General features: G+C 49.3%; 16 protein-coding genes and 1 other annotated feature (1 of these 17 running past the window's edge). All 16 genes read left to right on the plus strand.

All coding sequences use genetic code 11. The annotated features are described in order from the left end of the window. The first annotated feature begins 19 nt into the window (after positions 1 to 19). Positions 20 to 634 carry a YtpR family tRNA-binding protein gene (gene ytpR, locus BM184_RS08835; RefSeq protein WP_086943435.1) on the plus strand — a complete coding sequence of 205 codons (615 nt, stop codon included), beginning with the start codon at positions 20 to 22 and terminating at the stop codon, positions 632 to 634. A 101-nt stretch (positions 635 to 735) separates the two neighbouring features. Further along, a complete protein-coding gene (locus BM184_RS08840) occupies positions 736 to 1431 on the plus strand; it encodes a hypothetical protein (protein WP_086943434.1) in 696 nt (231 codons plus the stop codon). A 238-nt stretch (positions 1432 to 1669) separates the two neighbouring features. Next, positions 1670 to 3001: a UDP-N-acetylmuramate--L-alanine ligase gene (gene murC / locus BM184_RS08845; RefSeq protein ID WP_086943433.1), complete on the plus strand. Its 1332-nt coding sequence runs from the start codon at positions 1670 to 1672 to the stop codon at positions 2999 to 3001. A 414-nt stretch (positions 3002 to 3415) separates the two neighbouring features. Then, positions 3416 to 3961: a MaoC/PaaZ C-terminal domain-containing protein gene (locus BM184_RS08850; RefSeq protein ID WP_086943432.1), complete on the plus strand. Its 546-nt coding sequence runs from the start codon at positions 3416 to 3418 to the stop codon at positions 3959 to 3961. Between the two features lie 21 nt (positions 3962 to 3982). Continuing rightward, entirely contained in the window at positions 3983 to 6634 is a 2652-nt protein-coding gene (polA, locus tag BM184_RS08855; RefSeq protein WP_086943431.1) for a DNA polymerase I, read from the plus strand. 36 nt (positions 6635 to 6670) lie between these two features. Further along, entirely contained in the window at positions 6671 to 7555 is an 885-nt protein-coding gene (gene mutM, locus BM184_RS08860) for a DNA-formamidopyrimidine glycosylase (protein WP_086943430.1), read from the plus strand. A 6-nt stretch (positions 7556 to 7561) separates the two neighbouring features. Next, the gene (gene coaE / locus BM184_RS08865; RefSeq protein ID WP_086943429.1) at positions 7562 to 8161 is read left to right on the plus strand and encodes a dephospho-CoA kinase; all 600 of its coding nucleotides are present in this window, start codon (positions 7562 to 7564) and stop codon (positions 8159 to 8161) included. A gap of 95 nt (positions 8162 to 8256) precedes the next feature. Further along, positions 8257 to 8799: a transcriptional regulator NrdR gene (gene nrdR / locus BM184_RS08870; protein ID WP_086943428.1), complete on the plus strand. Its 543-nt coding sequence runs from the start codon at positions 8257 to 8259 to the stop codon at positions 8797 to 8799. Next, entirely contained in the window at positions 8799 to 10232 is a 1434-nt protein-coding gene (locus tag BM184_RS08875) for a replication initiation and membrane attachment family protein (RefSeq protein WP_086943427.1), read from the plus strand. The genes nrdR and BM184_RS08875 overlap by 1 nt, the downstream gene beginning before the upstream one ends. Further along, complete coding sequence (gene dnaI, locus BM184_RS08880; protein WP_086943426.1) at positions 10232 to 11158, plus strand: primosomal protein DnaI; 927 nt, start codon at positions 10232 to 10234, stop codon at positions 11156 to 11158. The genes BM184_RS08875 and dnaI overlap by 1 nt, the downstream gene beginning before the upstream one ends. 597 nt (positions 11159 to 11755) lie before the next feature. Then, complete coding sequence (gene thrS / locus BM184_RS08885; RefSeq protein ID WP_086943425.1) at positions 11756 to 13690, plus strand: threonine--tRNA ligase; 1935 nt, start codon at positions 11756 to 11758, stop codon at positions 13688 to 13690. Between the two features lie 158 nt (positions 13691 to 13848). Next, positions 13849 to 15039, plus strand: a complete 1191-nt coding sequence (locus tag BM184_RS08890; RefSeq protein ID WP_086943424.1) for an amidohydrolase — start codon at positions 13849 to 13851, stop codon at positions 15037 to 15039. 18 nt (positions 15040 to 15057) lie between these two features. Continuing rightward, positions 15058 to 15615: a GTP cyclohydrolase I FolE gene (gene folE, locus BM184_RS08895; protein ID WP_086943423.1), complete on the plus strand. Its 558-nt coding sequence runs from the start codon at positions 15058 to 15060 to the stop codon at positions 15613 to 15615. A 31-nt stretch (positions 15616 to 15646) separates the two neighbouring features. Next, entirely contained in the window at positions 15647 to 16480 is an 834-nt protein-coding gene (folP, locus tag BM184_RS08900) for a dihydropteroate synthase (protein ID WP_245830756.1), read from the plus strand. After that, on the plus strand, positions 16473 to 16841 hold the full coding sequence (gene folB, locus BM184_RS08905; protein ID WP_068559928.1) for a dihydroneopterin aldolase: 369 nt from the start codon (positions 16473 to 16475) through the stop codon (positions 16839 to 16841). The genes folP and folB overlap by 8 nt, the downstream gene beginning before the upstream one ends. A gap of 4 nt (positions 16842 to 16845) precedes the next feature. Further along, the gene (gene folK / locus BM184_RS08910; RefSeq protein ID WP_086943422.1) at positions 16846 to 17346 is read left to right on the plus strand and encodes a 2-amino-4-hydroxy-6-hydroxymethyldihydropteridine diphosphokinase; all 501 of its coding nucleotides are present in this window, start codon (positions 16846 to 16848) and stop codon (positions 17344 to 17346) included. Positions 17347 to 17431: 85 nt separating this feature from the next. Next, positions 17432 to 17540: a sequence feature (ribosomal protein L20 leader region), on the plus strand; it runs 23 nt beyond the window's last position.

A 17540-nucleotide genomic window follows, 5' to 3' on the forward strand; every position in this document is an offset into this window, starting at 1 on the left:
ATAAAGGAGCAAACAAAACATGTGGTTAAGTTTTTATAATCGTGAAGCAGTCGGGGATACATTATTATTGACAAAAGGGGATATCGCCGTCCGCCAAGAACAATCATGCGAATCGAAAGGGAATGTGACGCGCATTTTCAACAACCGTACAAATGAAACGATGGGCTATAATCTGTTTTCGATTTCAGATGCGCTTACGTTGCATGCAAAGGGACAAGTTTTCCTTTCAGATGAAGAAGTCGCAAAAGTGAATGCTTTGATCCAGGCGGCAGGTTTCAGTGACGCTGTCGTTGTCGATCGCTCACCTAAATTTGTTGTGGGTTACGTCAAGGAATGCGTGCCGCATGAAGACTCCGACCATCTGTCCGTTACGCAAACGGAAGTGGACAACGGAGAAGTACTGCAGATCGTCTGCGGTGCAGCCAACATCAAAAAAGGGCAACGCGTCGTCGTAGCCAAACCAGGCGCTGTCATGCCAAGCGGTTTGATCATCTGGCCAGGTGAATTGCGCGGCGTAGCCAGCCATGGCATGATCTGTTCAGCCAAAGAATTGCAGTTGGAAAACGCAAGCCCTAAAAAAGGCATACTTGTCTTGGATGACAGCTATACAATCGGCGCAGCGTTTTCTAAATAATCCTATAGAATTATTCTTGAAAAAGAAGTACTATTATAAAGGAATTCCATTGAAACCGGGCATAGTATTGCCGGAAGCAAAATAAGAGAGGAGCAGACTGGATGAGTCGCTATGATGGACCAAGTTTTTTTCGGCATGAACATCGTTCAGGAATGGATGGAAGTCATCCTGCAACAAATAAGTTTGATTTTCCGAATTACCTGAAAAAAGAGGATGAAGAGCATGGCATGCTGGAAGAAAAAGGCGATTCTGCACAACCGTCCTCCTATATCTCGCAAGATTTGCTGCATCCGATGGACACAGTCCCGTACATCCGCCACAACAAGGAGGCATTCGTATCCTACAGGGATAAAGCTGTGAAGCCTGTTGAAGATGTTTTTGCGGTCGAGAAAAAAAGACTGAAGGAAGAAAAGCAGAAGGAGCGCCGCACGGAACTTGGCATGCATCCTTTCGCATCCTATAAAAGCAGAAGGCCTTTCCAACTGACCGAAGTACCGGAACCGTTGAAAGGCTGGGGAAACCTGAATGAAAAGAAAATCGATTATCGCGCGATTGCGGCATTATTGAAGAAAAGCAGCTCGGACCTGCTTATTTTCGAACTGGGGGCACCTGTTGAAGACGATGCGATTCTGGAAGAAGACAACGCGGGGGAAAGTGAGTTGCAACCGTTGGAAGGCAAATCCAAACGGGCAATGAACCGCTCGCTGTTGGGCATCATGGAGCAGGAACGCTCATACGATGTAGCCGGAAAATTCGTCCATGAGGCTGCCGATTCGGTAAGCCACTCTTATTTTTAGTCATCGCGTTGTAACATTAGCTTGATTTGTACGCTGCGGTTGATTTTGCAGTGAAATTATTGACATGTTTGACATCAAAGTTTAAATAATTTCATGCATTTTCTTAATCCGTGCGTGCTATACTGGTTCCGATTCAATAAATGGACAGCAAGTCATCATGTCCTGAGAGAGTGTTTTGAGGCACAAACATCAGAAGGTAGCCGAAAGACTAACCTTCCTTATTCATTTGGAGGTAATTATGGAAACGGAAACGATTTATCATTTTGTCGGCATCAAAGGTTCTGGGATGAGTGCGTTGGCATTGATCCTGCATGGAAAAGGCTACAGAGTCCAAGGCTCCGATGTCGAAACTTATTTCTTTACGCAAAAAGGTTTGGATGATGCTGGCATCACAATCATGCCATTCAGCGAAGCGAACATCACACCGGGTCTGACAGTCATCGCAGGGAATGCTTTCCCTGATTCACATGAGGAAATCGCGAAAGCGAAAGAACTCGGTTTGACGGTTATCCGCTACCATGATTTCATAGGCGAATTGATCAAGAACTATACGAGCGTCGCCATTACCGGTTCACACGGCAAGACAAGCACAACCGGTTTGTTGTCCCATGTGTTGGACGGGATTGCCCCGACAAGCTATCTGATCGGAGATGGCACTGGTTTCGGCCGGGAAGATGCGGAGTACTTTGTGTTGGAAGCTTGCGAATACAGACGTCATTTCTTGGCTTACTCACCAGACTACGCCATCATCACGAACATCGATTTCGATCACCCGGATTACTACCAGGACATCAATGATGTTTACAGCGCATTTGATACGTTTGCATCCCAAGTGAAAAAAGGCATCATCGCTTGTGGGGAAGATGCGTATGTCCGTGAGCTGAAAGGAAAATATCCTGTCACGTTTTATGGGTTCGCTGAAGACAATGATGTTGTCGCCAAAAATGTCACGAAAGACACAAACGGCAGTCAGTTCGATGTGGAAATAAATGGCGAGCTGTTCGGTCATTTTGAAATCCCGTCATTCGGCACGCACAACATCCTCAATTCATTGGCCATCATCACATTCTGCTGGTTGGAAGGTTTGGACAAAGACAAGGTTGCTGCCCAGCTCAAGACATTCTCAGGAGTAAAACGTCGCTTCAGCGAAAAATACATTTCGGATATGGTTGTCATCGACGATTATGCCCATCATCCATCCGAAATCCGCGCTACACTCGATGCAGCCAGACAGAAATACCCTACTAAAGAAATCATTGCAATTTTCCAACCGCATACCTTCACGCGTACGGTTGCCCTGCTTAGCGAGTTCGCTGAGTCGCTGGAATTGGCCGACAAGGTCTTCCTTTGCGATATCTTCGGCTCTGCACGCGAAAAGGACGGACAGGTTTCGATCGGCGATTTGGCCGATAAAATCGAAAAAGGCGCAACGGTATTGAACGTCAACAATATGTCTCCACTGTTGCAGTTCCATGATGCTGTAGCCATTTTCATGGGCGCGGGGGATGTTCAGAAATTTGAACTGGCTTATGAAGAACTGTTGAGCCATAGCGTGCCGACAAAAAATTAATTCAGTAGAACGGTTCTGATTCGCAGATACCGCTCCCGTTTCGCAAACAGAGGATGTCCACAAAAGAGGTGGACATCCTCTGTTCACTCCAACGTCCGGGTATCTAAACGCGAATCATCACACACTGTTTTAGAACGGTTCTGAATCCTAGAGTTCTCCGCCTAACGCTGTTCAGGCCCACTCAGCCAAAACCGGGCTGCTTGGTCCTGAACCTCGTTAGTGCTCAAACTCTGAGCTCAGGATTCATCACACACTATTAGTCCGGGGATCACTTCCTGGGCTTTTTTGATGCAAGGCAGAGCAGGCTTGGGCGGCTTTTCTGAATAAATGGGTCCAGAGAGCTAAACGGCTTTTATCGGAACGGCGTTTTTGATATGATAGACATATATGTGTTCAAAGAAAGGAAAAGTGAAAATGGGTCTGAAAGATATAAAGCTTGGAAAATCGATTGATGAAATTCAAGAGGGGGATTCGTTGACCGTCACGGAAATCATCGAAGACAAAGATATTTTGCTTTATCTTGGGTTGACGAATGACGGAAACCCGCTCTATATTCAACATGATTATTCGCAGACGACTCGGTTCCATAAACCGATAGTGCCAACTGTTTTGTTGGTGGGGATTTTGACGAGCAACGTTTCCAAACATTTGCCGGGTCCGGGTTCACATATTGTGGACGTTTCTTTGAATGTGATTGAACCAATCTACCACAACAGCACGATCACGTTCAATTTTGAAGTGGAGCGCGTGGATGAGCGCCGTGAACAAGTCACGATCAGCGTTGTCGGAACAAATATGGAAAATGAACGCGTGTTGGATGCCGAATTGATCGTAGAGACACCTCGCAAATTGATCTTTGATGAGGAAGAGAACGTAATCATGAACGAGCGAACTGAAGTCGAGGAGAATGCCGATAAGGGAGTTAATCCTCCATCGATGGCAGATGGCGATTCAGAATAAGCAGAGTTAGGATGTAAACAGATGACTGATAAAAAGAAAAAATTACTATTGGTGGATGGCAGCAGTGTGGCTTTCAGATCCTTTTTCGGATTGCCGAATCTGGATGGGTTCCGCAACAAGAACGGATTGCATACGAACGCGCTCTACGCCTTCAATAATATATTGGAACGCATCTTCCAGACTGAAGAGCCTACGCATCTGTTGGTAGCATTCGATTCCGGGAAAACGACTTTCCGTAATGCCCTTTATGATGATTACAAAGGCGGGCGTGCCAGCATGCCGTCGGAGTTGTCCGAACAATGGCCTTATTTCGGCGTCTTAGTCCATGCTTTCGGAGGCAAGACTTATGAATTGGTCAATTATGAAGCCGATGACATCATCGGGACCTACTCGCGGATGGCCGATCAGGCCGGCTATGATGTCGTCATCATTTCAGGCGATAAGGATATGATCCAATTGACGACGGATAATATCCGGGTCGACATAACCGTCAAAGGTGTGTCGGAATTGAAATCCTACACACCTGACGTCATCCGTGAAGAATACGGCATCGAACCGAAACAGATCATCGACATGAAGGGGCTGATGGGGGATTCGTCGGATAATTATCCGGGCGTCACCAAAGTCGGCGAGAAGACTGCTTTGAAGCTCCTGACTGAATACGGCTCCATCGAAAACCTTTACGAGCATATCGATGAACTGAAAAAAAGCAAGATGAAAGAAAACCTCATCAATGACAAAGAAAATGCGTTCATGAGCAAAACGTTGGCTACGATCGATCTGGATTCTCCCGTGACATTGAAGCTCGATGAACTTGCGGTTGAAGGCAAACAGATGGACAAGCTGACCGATTTCTATCGCGAAATGGATTTCAACAGTTTCCTTGATAAACTGGGCGTGGCTTCCGAAGACCGCTCCGAATCCTTTGAGGATATCCATTTCGAAGTCCTGACCGAAATCCGTCCCGAGCATTTCACGGAGCGTATGGCACTGTACGTGGAGATGCTCGAAGACAACTACCACGACGGAAAAATCCTCGCAGTCAGCTGGGGAACGGAAAAAAATATATATACGGCTTCGTTGGAAACAGTTATGGCAAGCCCCGCTTTCAAGGAATGGGCTGAGAATGCCGAAGCCCACAAAATTGTGTACGACGGCAAACGGACGATGGTCATGCTGCATTATGCCGGCATCGCGCTGGCGGGCATCGACTTTGATATCCTGCTGGCCTCCTACATCCTGAATGCGAAGGACAACAGCAAAGACCTTGCGCAAGTCGCCCAGGAATACGGCTACAACGATGTCTCCTTTGATGAGGCCATCTACGGAAAAGGCGCTAAAACAGCCGTTCCAGAGGACACTGTGCTGCATGACCATTTGGCACGCAAAGTGAAAGCGATCCAAGCGCTGTTTGCCCAACTGAACGCGGAGCTTGAAAGCAATGTGCAAAAAGACCTGTATTACGAAATGGAACTGCCTTTGTCGTTTGTGCTGGCGCACATGGAAATCCAAGGGATCAAAGTGGAACCGCAACGTCTTTTGACCATGAAAGAGGAATTTGCCGGCCGTTTGCTTGAAATCGAGAAAACCATCTACGCGGAAGCGGGTGAAGAGTTCAACATCAACTCACCGAAGCAATTGGGTGTCATCCTGTTCGAGAAGATGGGCTTGCCAGCCATCAAAAAGACGAAAACAGGCTATTCGACAGCGGTGGATGTATTGGAAAAACTGCAGGCGCAAGCGCCGATCGTGGAGCACATCCTGAATTACCGACAGTTGGCCAAACTGCAATCGACCTACGTGGAAGGACTTCTGAAATTCATCAAACCGGAAACCGGAAAGATCCATACGCGCTACCAACAGACATTGACGCAGACCGGCCGATTGAGTTCCGTCGATCCGAACCTGCAGAATATTCCGATCCGGATGGAAGAAGGCCGGAAAATCAGGCAAGCCTTCGTTCCCCAGCAAGAAGGCTGGAAACTGTTTGCCTCAGACTATTCACAGATCGAATTGCGTGTGCTGGCGCACATTTCCGGGGATGAGCATCTGCAGGAAGCCTTCCTGGAAGGACAGGACATCCATACCTCGACCGCGATGCGCGTATTTGGCATCGAAAATCCGGAAGACGTCACTGCCAATCTGCGCCGGCAAGCGAAGGCCGTCAATTTTGGGGTTGTGTATGGCATCAGCGACTATGGTTTGTCCCAAAACCTGAACATCACCCGAAAAGCCGCTCAAGAGTTCATTGACCGTTATTTCGAAAAATATCCAGGTGTGAAGCAATTTATGGAGGATATCGTCAAAGAAGCGAAAGAGACCGGTTATGTCGAAACGTTATTCCACAGACGCCGCTACCTGCCTGACATCCATAACCGCAATTTCAATCTGCGCTCCTTTGCGGAACGGACTGCCATCAATTCGCCGATCCAAGGCACTGCCGCTGATATCATCAAAGTTGCGATGGTCCGGATGGATAAAGCCCTTAAGGAAAAAGGCCTTCAAGCGAACATGCTTTTGCAGGTTCACGATGAACTGATCTTCGAATGCCCGGAAGAAGAAATTCCGGTATTGGAAAAATTGGTTCCGGAAATCATGGAGCATGCCGTCTCCTTGGCTGTGCCGCTCAAAGTGGACAGTAACTTCGGCGACAGTTGGTATGAAGCAAAATAACCAGGGATAAAAACGATAAAAGAGAGGGGGCTGTTTATGCCGGAATTACCGGAAGTAGAAACCATCCGTAAAGGGCTCATCAACCTTGTCGGAGGAGCCGTCATCACAGACGTAGCAGTCTTTTGGGACCGCATGATCACGCCGCCCTTTTCCACGGAGCGGTTCAAGACGGTCCTGCGGGGGGAACAGATCCACACCATCGAACGCCGCGGCAAGTATCTGATCTTCTTGTTGGACCACTGGGCGATGATTTCCCATCTGCGGATGGAAGGCAAATATGAGGTCAGCGAATCCGGTGAGCCGATCAAGAAGCACACCCATGTCATTTTTTATCTCGCCGATGGCCGCCAGTTGCGTTACCTTGACGTGCGCAAATTCGGTAAATTCACGTTGTTGCCGATCGAAAAGCGGGATGAGTATGAACCTTTCAAAAAAATGGGGCCGGAGCCGACAGCGGATTTCTTCAAGTTGAGCAAATTCAAAAAGGATCTTGCCAAGTCGCATCGGGCAATCAAAGCGGTCATCCTGGACCAGAACATTGTTGCCGGTGTCGGAAATATTTATGCGGATGAGTCGCTTTTCCAAGCCAAAATCCATCCGCTGCAAACTGCTGACACAATCGGCCCGGCTGCAGCAAAAAGGCTGCACGAAGCCATCATAGATGTAATCAGCAGATCAGTGGAAGCAGGCGGTTCGACCATCCGGACATACAAAAACACGCTTGGGGAGGCCGGGAAATTCCAAGTCTCTCTTGCCGTTTATGGACAGACCGGGAAACCTTGTCCGAATTGCGGCCATCCGATCGAAAAAATAAGGGTTGCACAAAGAGGAACGCATTATTGTCCGCATTGTCAACAACTGCCTAAGCTCCGTCCGAAGGCAGCAGACATCAACGACATTGCGTACAAAGGGGCGAGATAAGCGAACATGAGTTATATATTGGGTCTCACAGGAAGCATCGCTACAGGGAAATCGACTGTAGCGAAGCTGTTTTTGTCTGCGGGCATACCGGTTGTGGATGCAGACTTGGGAGCAAGGGCTGTCGTTCTGCCGGGTGCGCCAGGGTTAGCGGACATCATCAAGCATTTCGGGGAAGACTATCTGCTGCCGGACGGCTCGCTGGATCGCAAACGTCTGGGAGCGCTGATCTTTTCGGACAGAGAAAAGCGGGCGGAGCTTGATGCGTTGCTGAAAGAACGCATCAAGGATTGGATCCATGCCGAAAAGGAGCGTTATATTTCGGAAGGGCATGAACTCATCGTGCTGGATATCCCTTTGCTTTACGAAGGCGGCTATGTGGACAGCTGCGATGCCGTGATGGTCGTCTATGTACCGGAAGAGCTCCAATTGAGAAGGCTGATGAGCCGCAATCATTTGGATGAGAAGGAAGCCGCCCAGAGGATGCAAAGCCAGCTTTCGATCGAGAAGAAAAAAGAGCTGGCGGACTTTGTCATCGACAATTCCGGGACAATCGAGGAAACCGAAAAACAAGTCAGCGAATGGCTGCGCGGACACAGATCCGTCTAGCCTGAGGGTCCCGAAAAGACCATCTTTTCAAGGTTTTTGAGCCACAAGTATGTTATAATGAAGTGATAATAAACGAAAGAAAAGGGGGAAAGCCGATGCAATGCCCAAAATGTCACTATCACGGATCGCGTGTTGTCGATAGTCGTCCGGCTGATGACGGGAAAGCCATCCGCCGTCGTCGCGAATGCGAACAATGCCATTTCCGCTTCACTACATTCGAAAGGATCGAGCAGACGCCATTGCTTGTCATCAAAAAAAATGGCGCGCGCGAAGAATTCAGCCGTGAAAAGTTGTTGCGGGGATTGATCCGCTCCTGCGAAAAACGGCCGATCGCCCTTGAACAATTGGAGACTGTCGTCAATGAAGTGGAAGCCGAAATCCGAGCGCTCGGAGAAAATGAAGTATCCAGCATCGTCATCGGGGAATACGTCATGGATAAGTTGGCCAAAATTGACGACGTCGCCTACATCCGTTTCGCAAGTGTTTACCGTCAATTTTCGGACCGGAAAACTTTCCTTGATGAATTGAAGAACATGGAGAAGAAAAAAGCCGAACAAGCGGCTGCCGAATCTTCAGACATCCAACCATCCGATGCTCCTCCCCACGAGGCAGCCCCCGGAAAGGAAGACAATGAATAATGAGCTATCCATGGCAAAATATCAGCCCTAAGGATCCTTTCCGGGCAAGCCAGACGAACTTGATTTCCGATGTGGACCGCAAAATCCTGACGCAATTGTATCAGCCCATCATCGGGCCGCAAGCGTTCAGTCTCTATTTGACGCTGCTTGCGGAAATTCCGCAGGAGAGCTACTGGAGCAAGGATCTGTTGCATGCCGAATTATTGGCTTTATCGAATATCGGGATACCGGAGTTCTATCAAGCCCGCGTGAAATTGGAAGGGATCGGTTTACTGAAGACATTTCTGGTGAACGAACCTGAGAAGCAGTATCTATACGAATTGCAGCAGCCGCTGTCCAGTCATGCTTTTTTCAGCGATGACCTGATGGGGTTGCTGTTGTATGAGAAGGTCGGCGAACGGAAATACCGCGAACTGCAACAACGGTTCAGCCGGCAAGTACGCGACGTAAAAAATGCGGAAAACATCACGAAGTCTTTTCTGGATGTTTTTTCCTTCTCGGAAACCGCCTTTACGGAGCAAGCTCGGATGAGGCAGAACGATAACGCGTTGCTGGGTGATGACGCGGCAACGCTGCCCGTAATCGAGAACGATGGGTTTGACTTCGCGTTTTTCCGGCAGCTGTTGAACAAACAATTCGTCAAACGTGAATCCATCACAAAGGAATTGGAGCACACGATCACTATCCTCTACACCTTGTATGGTTGCGACGAACTGCAGATGGCCCAGTTCATCCTGGAGGCCGCTGATATCGAATCGGGCAAAGTCGACGGAGAAGCGCTCAAAAAAATTGTATCCGATGCCTATGAACAGAGGCACAGTACCCGCTTGGAGGTAAAGGACAAAGTCACCCAGAGCATCCAATTGGCTAAGGATACTGAAAAAGGCCGGGAACAAAAATTGGTTCAGGCACGCTTTTCCAGTGAAGAAATCGCGTTCATCAAGGCGTGCGAACAGTTGACGCCGCATCAGTTTTTGACCAGCATCAAAAAACAGAAAGGCGGCATCGTGACCGCCTCGGAAACGCAATTGCTGCGGACGCTGATGGAGAAGGCCGATTTCAAGCCGAGTGTGCTCAATGTATTGACGCACTACGTGTTGGTCATCCTCAACAATCCGCACCTTTCGAAGGCCTATGTGGAAGCGATCGCTAATGATTGGCTGCAGGATGGTGTCGATTCGCCCGAAAAAGCATTGGCGAAAGCGAAGCAATTCGCCGGCGAGATGAAGGCGAAGGCTGAAAAGCGGGCAGCCAGCCGAACAACCGCAAAGAACTACGGGAAAACAGTGGCGCGCAAGAAAGAAAACTTGCCTGATTGGGCTAAAGAGGAACGGAAACCGGTTGTTGAAACACCGCTGACGCCGGAAGCGCAACAAAAATTGAATGAACGCATCAAAAAATTAAAAAGTAGCGGAAAGGCAGGGGATGAGTGATGGATCATATCGGAAGAGCATTCTACAAATATATGAATAATCCCGAAATCAGCCAACGCTACAAAGGCATGATCGACACAATCATGAAGGATGCCGATGTCCAGGAATTCTTCCAGAAACACGAAGAGCGACTGACACAGGAAATCGTCGAAAGAAGTTATTCCAAATTGCACGAATATGTGCAGGAAAAAGAGAAAATCCGGCTGGGTAAAGAATCGCAGAATCCCGGCTATGAGCCGAACCTGGTGTTGAATGCCGGTTACATAGATGTCGTCTATACACCGACAGACGAGACGATGGCGCGGGAAAGGGAAAAGGAATTGCGGAGTCGGGTCCATTCGATGTCGATGCCGAAGGATGTCCGCACAGCGACGCTGGATCGGTTTGTCCAATCGAACGAGCGGATGCCGGCCATTCTGGAGTCGTTGAATTTCATCGATGCCTTCAATGCAAATCCGAAAACGCACCACCAAGCGCTTTATTTCTATGGGCCGTTCGGAGTAGGGAAATCCTATCTGTTGGGTGCGATCGCGCATGAGTTGGCGATGGGCGGCCATCTGACGACATTGATGCATTACCCGACCTTCACGATGGAGATGAAGCAGGCGATCCAGAGCAACACGGTCAACGAAAAGATCGATGCCGTGAAGAAGGCGGAAATCCTGATGCTGGATGATATCGGAGCGGAAGCCAACTCCACCTGGATACGCGATGAAGTGCTCGGTGTCATCCTCCAGTACCGGATGCAGGAGGACTTGCCGACATTCTTCAGTTCCAACTTTACGATGCAGCAGTTGGAGGAACATTTGCGCATGGGCAACCGGGGCGACGATGAGCCGATGAAGGCAAAACGCCTGATGGAGCGGATACGCTTCTTATCGCGCGAGATTCCTCTGACCGGAAAAAACCGTCGCTTCGAGCAATAGGCTGACGTTCAGCTTTTCTGCAATCAAAAGAGTTGGCTAGCTTCACGGGTAAGCCCTTCGGAAATTAGATAAATCGTGCCTATTGCGCTCTACGATGCTCAGTTGCATGGGACTTTTAGGGATTCATCCCTTAGAGTCCCAGTACAAGGTGACCGTAGGGAACGTTGCGTGGCTCGATTTCCTAAATTTCTTTCAGGGCTAAGCGAACCCGTTTAGCTTTTATTATATTAAACTTGAAAACAATTATTTTTTGTGTTTAAATGGACTACAGATGAAACGAAAGACAAATCGATGAGAAAGACACCGATAGATGAACTGATTTTCAGCGAGGGATGGCTTGGTGGAACATCCTAATCAATCATGTATTGACCCCTTTCGAGAGATTCCCTGAACATGCAGTAGGGGGAAACGGTACGCTCGTTATCGCGTTCAAGTAAGGATGAGACAGAATCTTAGGCGGATGCCTGTCGCACTCTTTGAATTTGGGTGGAACCACGTAGACACGTCCCATTTCCGGCATAAGCTGGAAATGGGCTTTTTTTATTGCCTTTTTTGCCATCCGCAACGTACAGAATTTAATTAATTGGAGGAATCAGCATGTCAGAAATCAAAATCACTTTTCCAGACGGCGCCGTAAAAATATTCGAAGCCGGCGTAACAGTGGAAGAAGTAGCAAAAAGCATCAGCAACAGCCTGGCCAAAAAAGCTTTGGCCGGAAAATTCAATGGGGAATTGGTCGACTTCACACGTCAGTTGGAGACGGATGGTTCGCTTGAAATCGTGACTCCGGATCACGCAGACGGATTGGGTATCCTGCGCCACTCGACTGCCCATTTGATGGCGCATGCTTTGACGCGCCTGTTCCCGGAAATCCATTTCGGCGTCGGACCAGCGATCGAAGCAGGTTTCTACTACGATACCGATATGGAAGTGCAGCTTGCCGAAGAGGACTTGCCGAAAGTCGAAGCGGAAATGATGAACATCGTGAAGGCGAACTATCCGATCGTCAGACGTGAAGTGAGCCGTGCGGAAGCATTGGAAATCTTCGCAAATGACCCTTACAAAGTCGAATTGATCACTGCGTTGCCTGAGGGTGACGTCATCACCGTCTATACGCAAGAGGACTTCACGGACCTTTGCCGCGGTGTCCATGTGCCGGCAACAGGCAAAATCCAAGTCTTCAAGTTGTTGTCATTGGCGGGTGCCTACTGGAGAGGAAACTCGAACAACAAAATGATGCAACGTGTCTACGGAACAGCCTTCTTCGACAAGAAAGCCCTAGCTGAATTCATCAAAATGCGCGAAGAAGCAAAAGAACGCGATCACCGTAAATTAGGCAAAGAGCTGGATCTGTTCATGATCGCTCCTGAAGTCGGTTCCGGTTTGCCTTTCTGGTTGCCGAAAGGCGCGACGATCCGTCGTACGCTTGAGCGTTACATCGTCGACAAAGAAGTGAGCCTGGGTTACCAGCACGTCTACACGCCGATCATGGCGAATGTGGAATTGTACAAAACTTCCGGCCACTGGGACCACTACCATGAAGATATGTTCCCGCCGATGGATATGGGCGATGGCGAAATGCTGGTGTTGCGTCCGATGAACTGTCCGCACCACATGATGGTCTACAAAAACGACATCCACAGCTACCGCGAATTGCCGATCCGCATCGCCGAATTGGGCATGATGCACCGTTACGAAAAGAGCGGGGCCTTGTCCGGACTGCAGCGCGTACGCGAAATGACATTGAATGATGCCCACGTATTTGTCCGTCCGGATCAGATCAAGGACGAATTCAAACGCGTGCTGCAATTGGTCATGGATGTTTACGCAGACTTCCAGATCAGCGACTACCGTTTCCGTCTGAGCTACCGCGATCCTGAAGACAAAGTAAAATACTTTGACGACGACGATATGTGGAACAAAGCGGAAGCGATGCTGAAGGAAGCCATGGATGAATTCGGTCTGGAATACTTCGAAGCTATCGGTGAAGCTGCGTTCTACGGCCCTAAGTTGGATGTGCAGTTCAAGACAGCGATGGGCTTGGAGGAAACGATGTCCACAATCCAATTGGACTTCCTGTTGCCTGAACGCTTCGACCTGACTTATGTCGGCGAAGACGGCGAAAACAATCATCGTCCGGTCGTTATCCACCGTGGCGTCATCTCCACAATGGAGCGGTTTGTGGCTTATCTGATAGAAGAGTACAAAGGAGCATTCCCGGTATGGTTGGCTCCTGTCCAAGCTACGATCATCCCTGTCAACCTGGACCTGCATGCCGATCAAGCCTATGAACTGAAAGCCGTAATGGAACAGTTGGGCATGCGTGTCGAAGTCGATGACCGCAACGAGAAGATGGGTTACAAGATCCGTGCTTCCCAGACTCAAAAAATCCCTTACCAACTTGTCATCGGCGACCAGGAATTGGTGAACGGAACCGTCACTGTCCGCCGCTACGGCTCGAAAGAAATGGTTACTTTCAGCATGGATGATTTCTTGGCTGAGGTTCAATCTGAAATCAAAAACTTCAAATAATCTTATCAAATCCACATCTTTCTGAGCAAATCATGATACAATAAGTTTCAGTGATGTAGCTTTGATTCTGTTAGCTTGATGAAGGCCCGGAACATGGCAGTTTGTGTTCCGGGCCTTCATTTTCTTATATATTTTGCTTGATAGGGGATGAAGGGTTTATGTTAAGAGAAGAATTGATGAAAATGCTGGATGGCCGTGAAGATGACATGATCGCTTTGCGCCGTCATTTCCATGAGCATCCTGAACTGTCATTCGACGAGAAAGAAACGGCTGCGTTCATCGCCCGTTTCTATGAGGATAAACCGGTTGATGTGCAGACGAACGTCGGGAACGGCTATGGCATCATCGTCACGATCAACGGAAAACAACCAGGCCGGACCATCGCGCTGCGGGCGGATTTTGATGCGCTTCAGATCGAAGAACAGACCGGTCTGCCGTTTGCATCCAAAAACCCAGGTGTCATGCATGCCTGCGGACATGATGGGCACACTGCCTATTTGATGGTCTTGGCTGATTGCCTGATCCGTCTGCGGGACCAATGGGAAGGAACAGTCAAAATTGTGCACCAGCATGCCGAAGAAATGGCCCCGGCAGGCGCCAAGAGCATCGTGGACTCCGGCTTGTTGGACGATGTCGATGAAATCTATGGCATCCATTTCTATCCGGATCATGAAGTCGGCACCGTCTTTTACACAAGCGGCTACGCCTATGCGGGCTGCAGCGACATCAAAGTTACGATCCAAGGGACTGGTGGGCATGCTTCGCAACCGCACCGCTCCAACGATACGATCGTGGCGGCTTCCAGCTTCGTGATGAATCTGCAGACCATCGTTTCCCGCCGTATCAATCCTTATGACATGGCTGTCGTGACGATCGGTTCCTTCGAGGCGGTCGGGAGCAGCAACGTCATCAAGGATAGCCTGGTTCTGCGCGGGGATGCCCGTTATATGGATCTGGAGGTCGGGAAGGTCATTGAGGAACATTTCCACCGGATCGGCCGCGGCCTTGAGGAGATGTATGATGTGAAAGTGGAAATCGACTACAACTCCGATTATCCGCCCTTGTACAACCATCCGAAGGAGACTGCCAAAGCAGCCGCAGTCCTTGAGAAGCATGGTGTCGGGTCTTACTTGAATCAAGTCATCGCAACTTCAGCCAACACCGGAGCTGAGGATTTCGGTCAGTATCTGCTGAAAATCCCCGGCGCATTCCTGAATGTCGGCGCCCGCCCGAACCAAGTTGAAGTTTTCAATAATCATCACCCGAAATTCGATATCAATGAAAAAGCTCTATTGGTCGCGGCTAAATCAGTCGCTGACATCACCCTTGCGGCGTTAGCCGGGGAATGAGCGTTTAGGAGGATAAAAATGGATTTAGAAAAGATAGAAACCGCCGTCCAAATGATTTTGGAGGCGATCGGTGAAGATCCGAACCGCTCAGGACTGCAGGATACGCCGAAGCGGGTAGCGCGCATGTATGCCGAGATTTTTTCCGGTGTCGAGAAAGACCCTGCCGATCACGCTAAGGTGGTCTTCCATGAAGATACCGACGAAATCGTATTAGTGAAGGACATTCCTTTCTATTCGACTTGCGAACATCATCTGGTTCCTTTTTTCGGTGTAGGACATATCGCTTATATGCCGAAGGATGGACAGGTAATCGGTTTGAGCAAGCTGGCGCGTATCCTGGATGAGGTCAGCAAAAAGCCGCAGATCCAGGAACGGATCACGACGACTGTTGCGGATATCCTGATGGAGCATCTGGAACCGCAGGGCGTCATGGTCGTTTTGGAAGCTGAGCATATGTGCATGACCATGCGCGGCGTGAAAAAGCCGGGCAGCAAGACTGTGACATCCGCAGTCCGTGGCGCATTCAAACAATCATTCAAATCCAGAAGTGAAGTGCTGGAATTGATCAAACTGTAGACGAAGTACACGCTGATGAGGAGAATGAATCTTGAAATTAACGACAAAGACGAAGGTATATGACCTGTCGAAGCGCAGCTATATCATGGGGATCCTGAATGTGACGCCTGACTCGTTTTCTGACGGTGGGGAGTGGAACACGGTCGAAAAAGCCGTCGCCCATGCTCTCGAAATGGTTGCTGATGGTGCTGACATCATCGACATCGGCGGAGAATCCACCCGTCCGGGCCACACCCAGATTTCTGATGAAGAGGAGATTGCGCGGATTGTGCCTGTCATTGAAGCTGTCAAAAAAGCGGTCGATGTGCCGCTTTCGATCGACACCTACAAGTCGGCGGTCGCCCGTGCGGCTTGCGAGGCCGGCGTTGATATCATCAACGACATTTGGGGCTGCAAGTACGATCCGGAGATTGCGGCTGTGGCTGCGGCATTTGATGTTCCGATCATTTTGATGCACAACCGGGAAAAGCCGGATTATGCCTTTTTGATCGAAGATATGCTGGCTGATTTAGCGGAGAGTGTGCGGATTGCAGTTTCGGCAGGCGTCAAAAGGGAAAACATCATCCTCGATCCCGGCTGCGGATTCGGGAAAACCTATGAAGACAATCTGAACGTGGTCCATCATCTGAAGCGGTTTGCGGATCTCGGCTACCCGTTGCTCCTGGGAACGTCCCGTAAACGGTTCATCGGAACGGCACTGGGGGATGTCCCTTTCAAGGGGCGCGATCTGGGGACTGCCGCAACGACTGCATTGGGCATAGTAAACGGTGCACAACTGTTCCGCGTGCACAATGTAAAGGCCAATGCGGAAATGGCACGGATGATGGATATCATGTTGAAAAAAGGAGAGAGCCCGATTGGATAAAATCTATTTGAATAATCTGCAGTTCTATGCCTTTCATGGATTGAATGCGGAAGAAAAGGTGTTGGGACAGCGCTTCAACGTAGATGTTGTGCTGCACACCGATACAAAAAAAGCCGGTTACAGCGACAAAATGGAGGATTCGATCCATTATGGCCATGCCTACAAAGCTGTCAAAGCGGTAGTGGAGGGCGAAAACTTCAACCTGATCGAAGCTTTGGCGGAGCATATCGCCATCGCTTTGTTTGCGCGTTTTGACGGCTTGCAGGCGTGCCAGGTGAAAGTGATCAAGCCGGATCCTCCGATCGTCGGTCATTATGATTCCGTTGCGGTTGAAATCTACCGCGAAAGGGAAGGGAGCTAAGCGCATGCCTATCGTGTACATCGCCTTAGGCACGAATCTCGAGCCGCGTGCAACCCATCTCGAAAAAGCCTTGGAGCTTTTCCGCTCCTTGCCCGATGTGGAAGTGAAACGCGTATCCTCCATTTATGAATCGAAACCGGTCGGCTATCTCGACCAGCCGGATTTCCTGAACCTGGTGTTCGAAGCGGACACGGACTTGCTTCCGATGGATTTGCTGGACAGCTGCCAAAACATCGAACAGGAACTCGGAAGAGTGCGGACCATCCGATTCGGCCCGCGCACCTTGGATGTCGACATTGTTTTGTACGGAGTGGAGAGTATCGAAGAAGAACGGCTGACCGTGCCGCATCCGAGGATGCAGGAGCGCTCCTTCGTGCTGTTGCCGCTGCAGGAACTGAATCCGGAATTTGTCGTTCCGGGATGGAACAAAACCGTCAATGAACTGGTGGCGGAATTGCCCCCAGAGGATCTCGAAGAAATCTGGAAATACGCACCGGAAGCCTGAATGTCTGAACCTATCTTGTAAAAGAATATTTTTAGAGAAATGCTCTTGACGTTTTCATTTCAACAAGGTATACTATAAAAGTTGAGAAATTAAGCAGAAGCACCCGCTTCTCGCCTAAGTGGACAATCGCGTCCCTGGGCCAGATATGTACAAGTAACTTGCAGCAATGCGAGTATTGTCGGCGGGTTATTATG

Origin of the sequence: Trichococcus pasteurii, assembly GCF_900112935.1 — a bacterium.
GTDB classification, from domain to species: domain Bacteria; phylum Bacillota; class Bacilli; order Lactobacillales; family Aerococcaceae; genus Trichococcus; species Trichococcus pasteurii.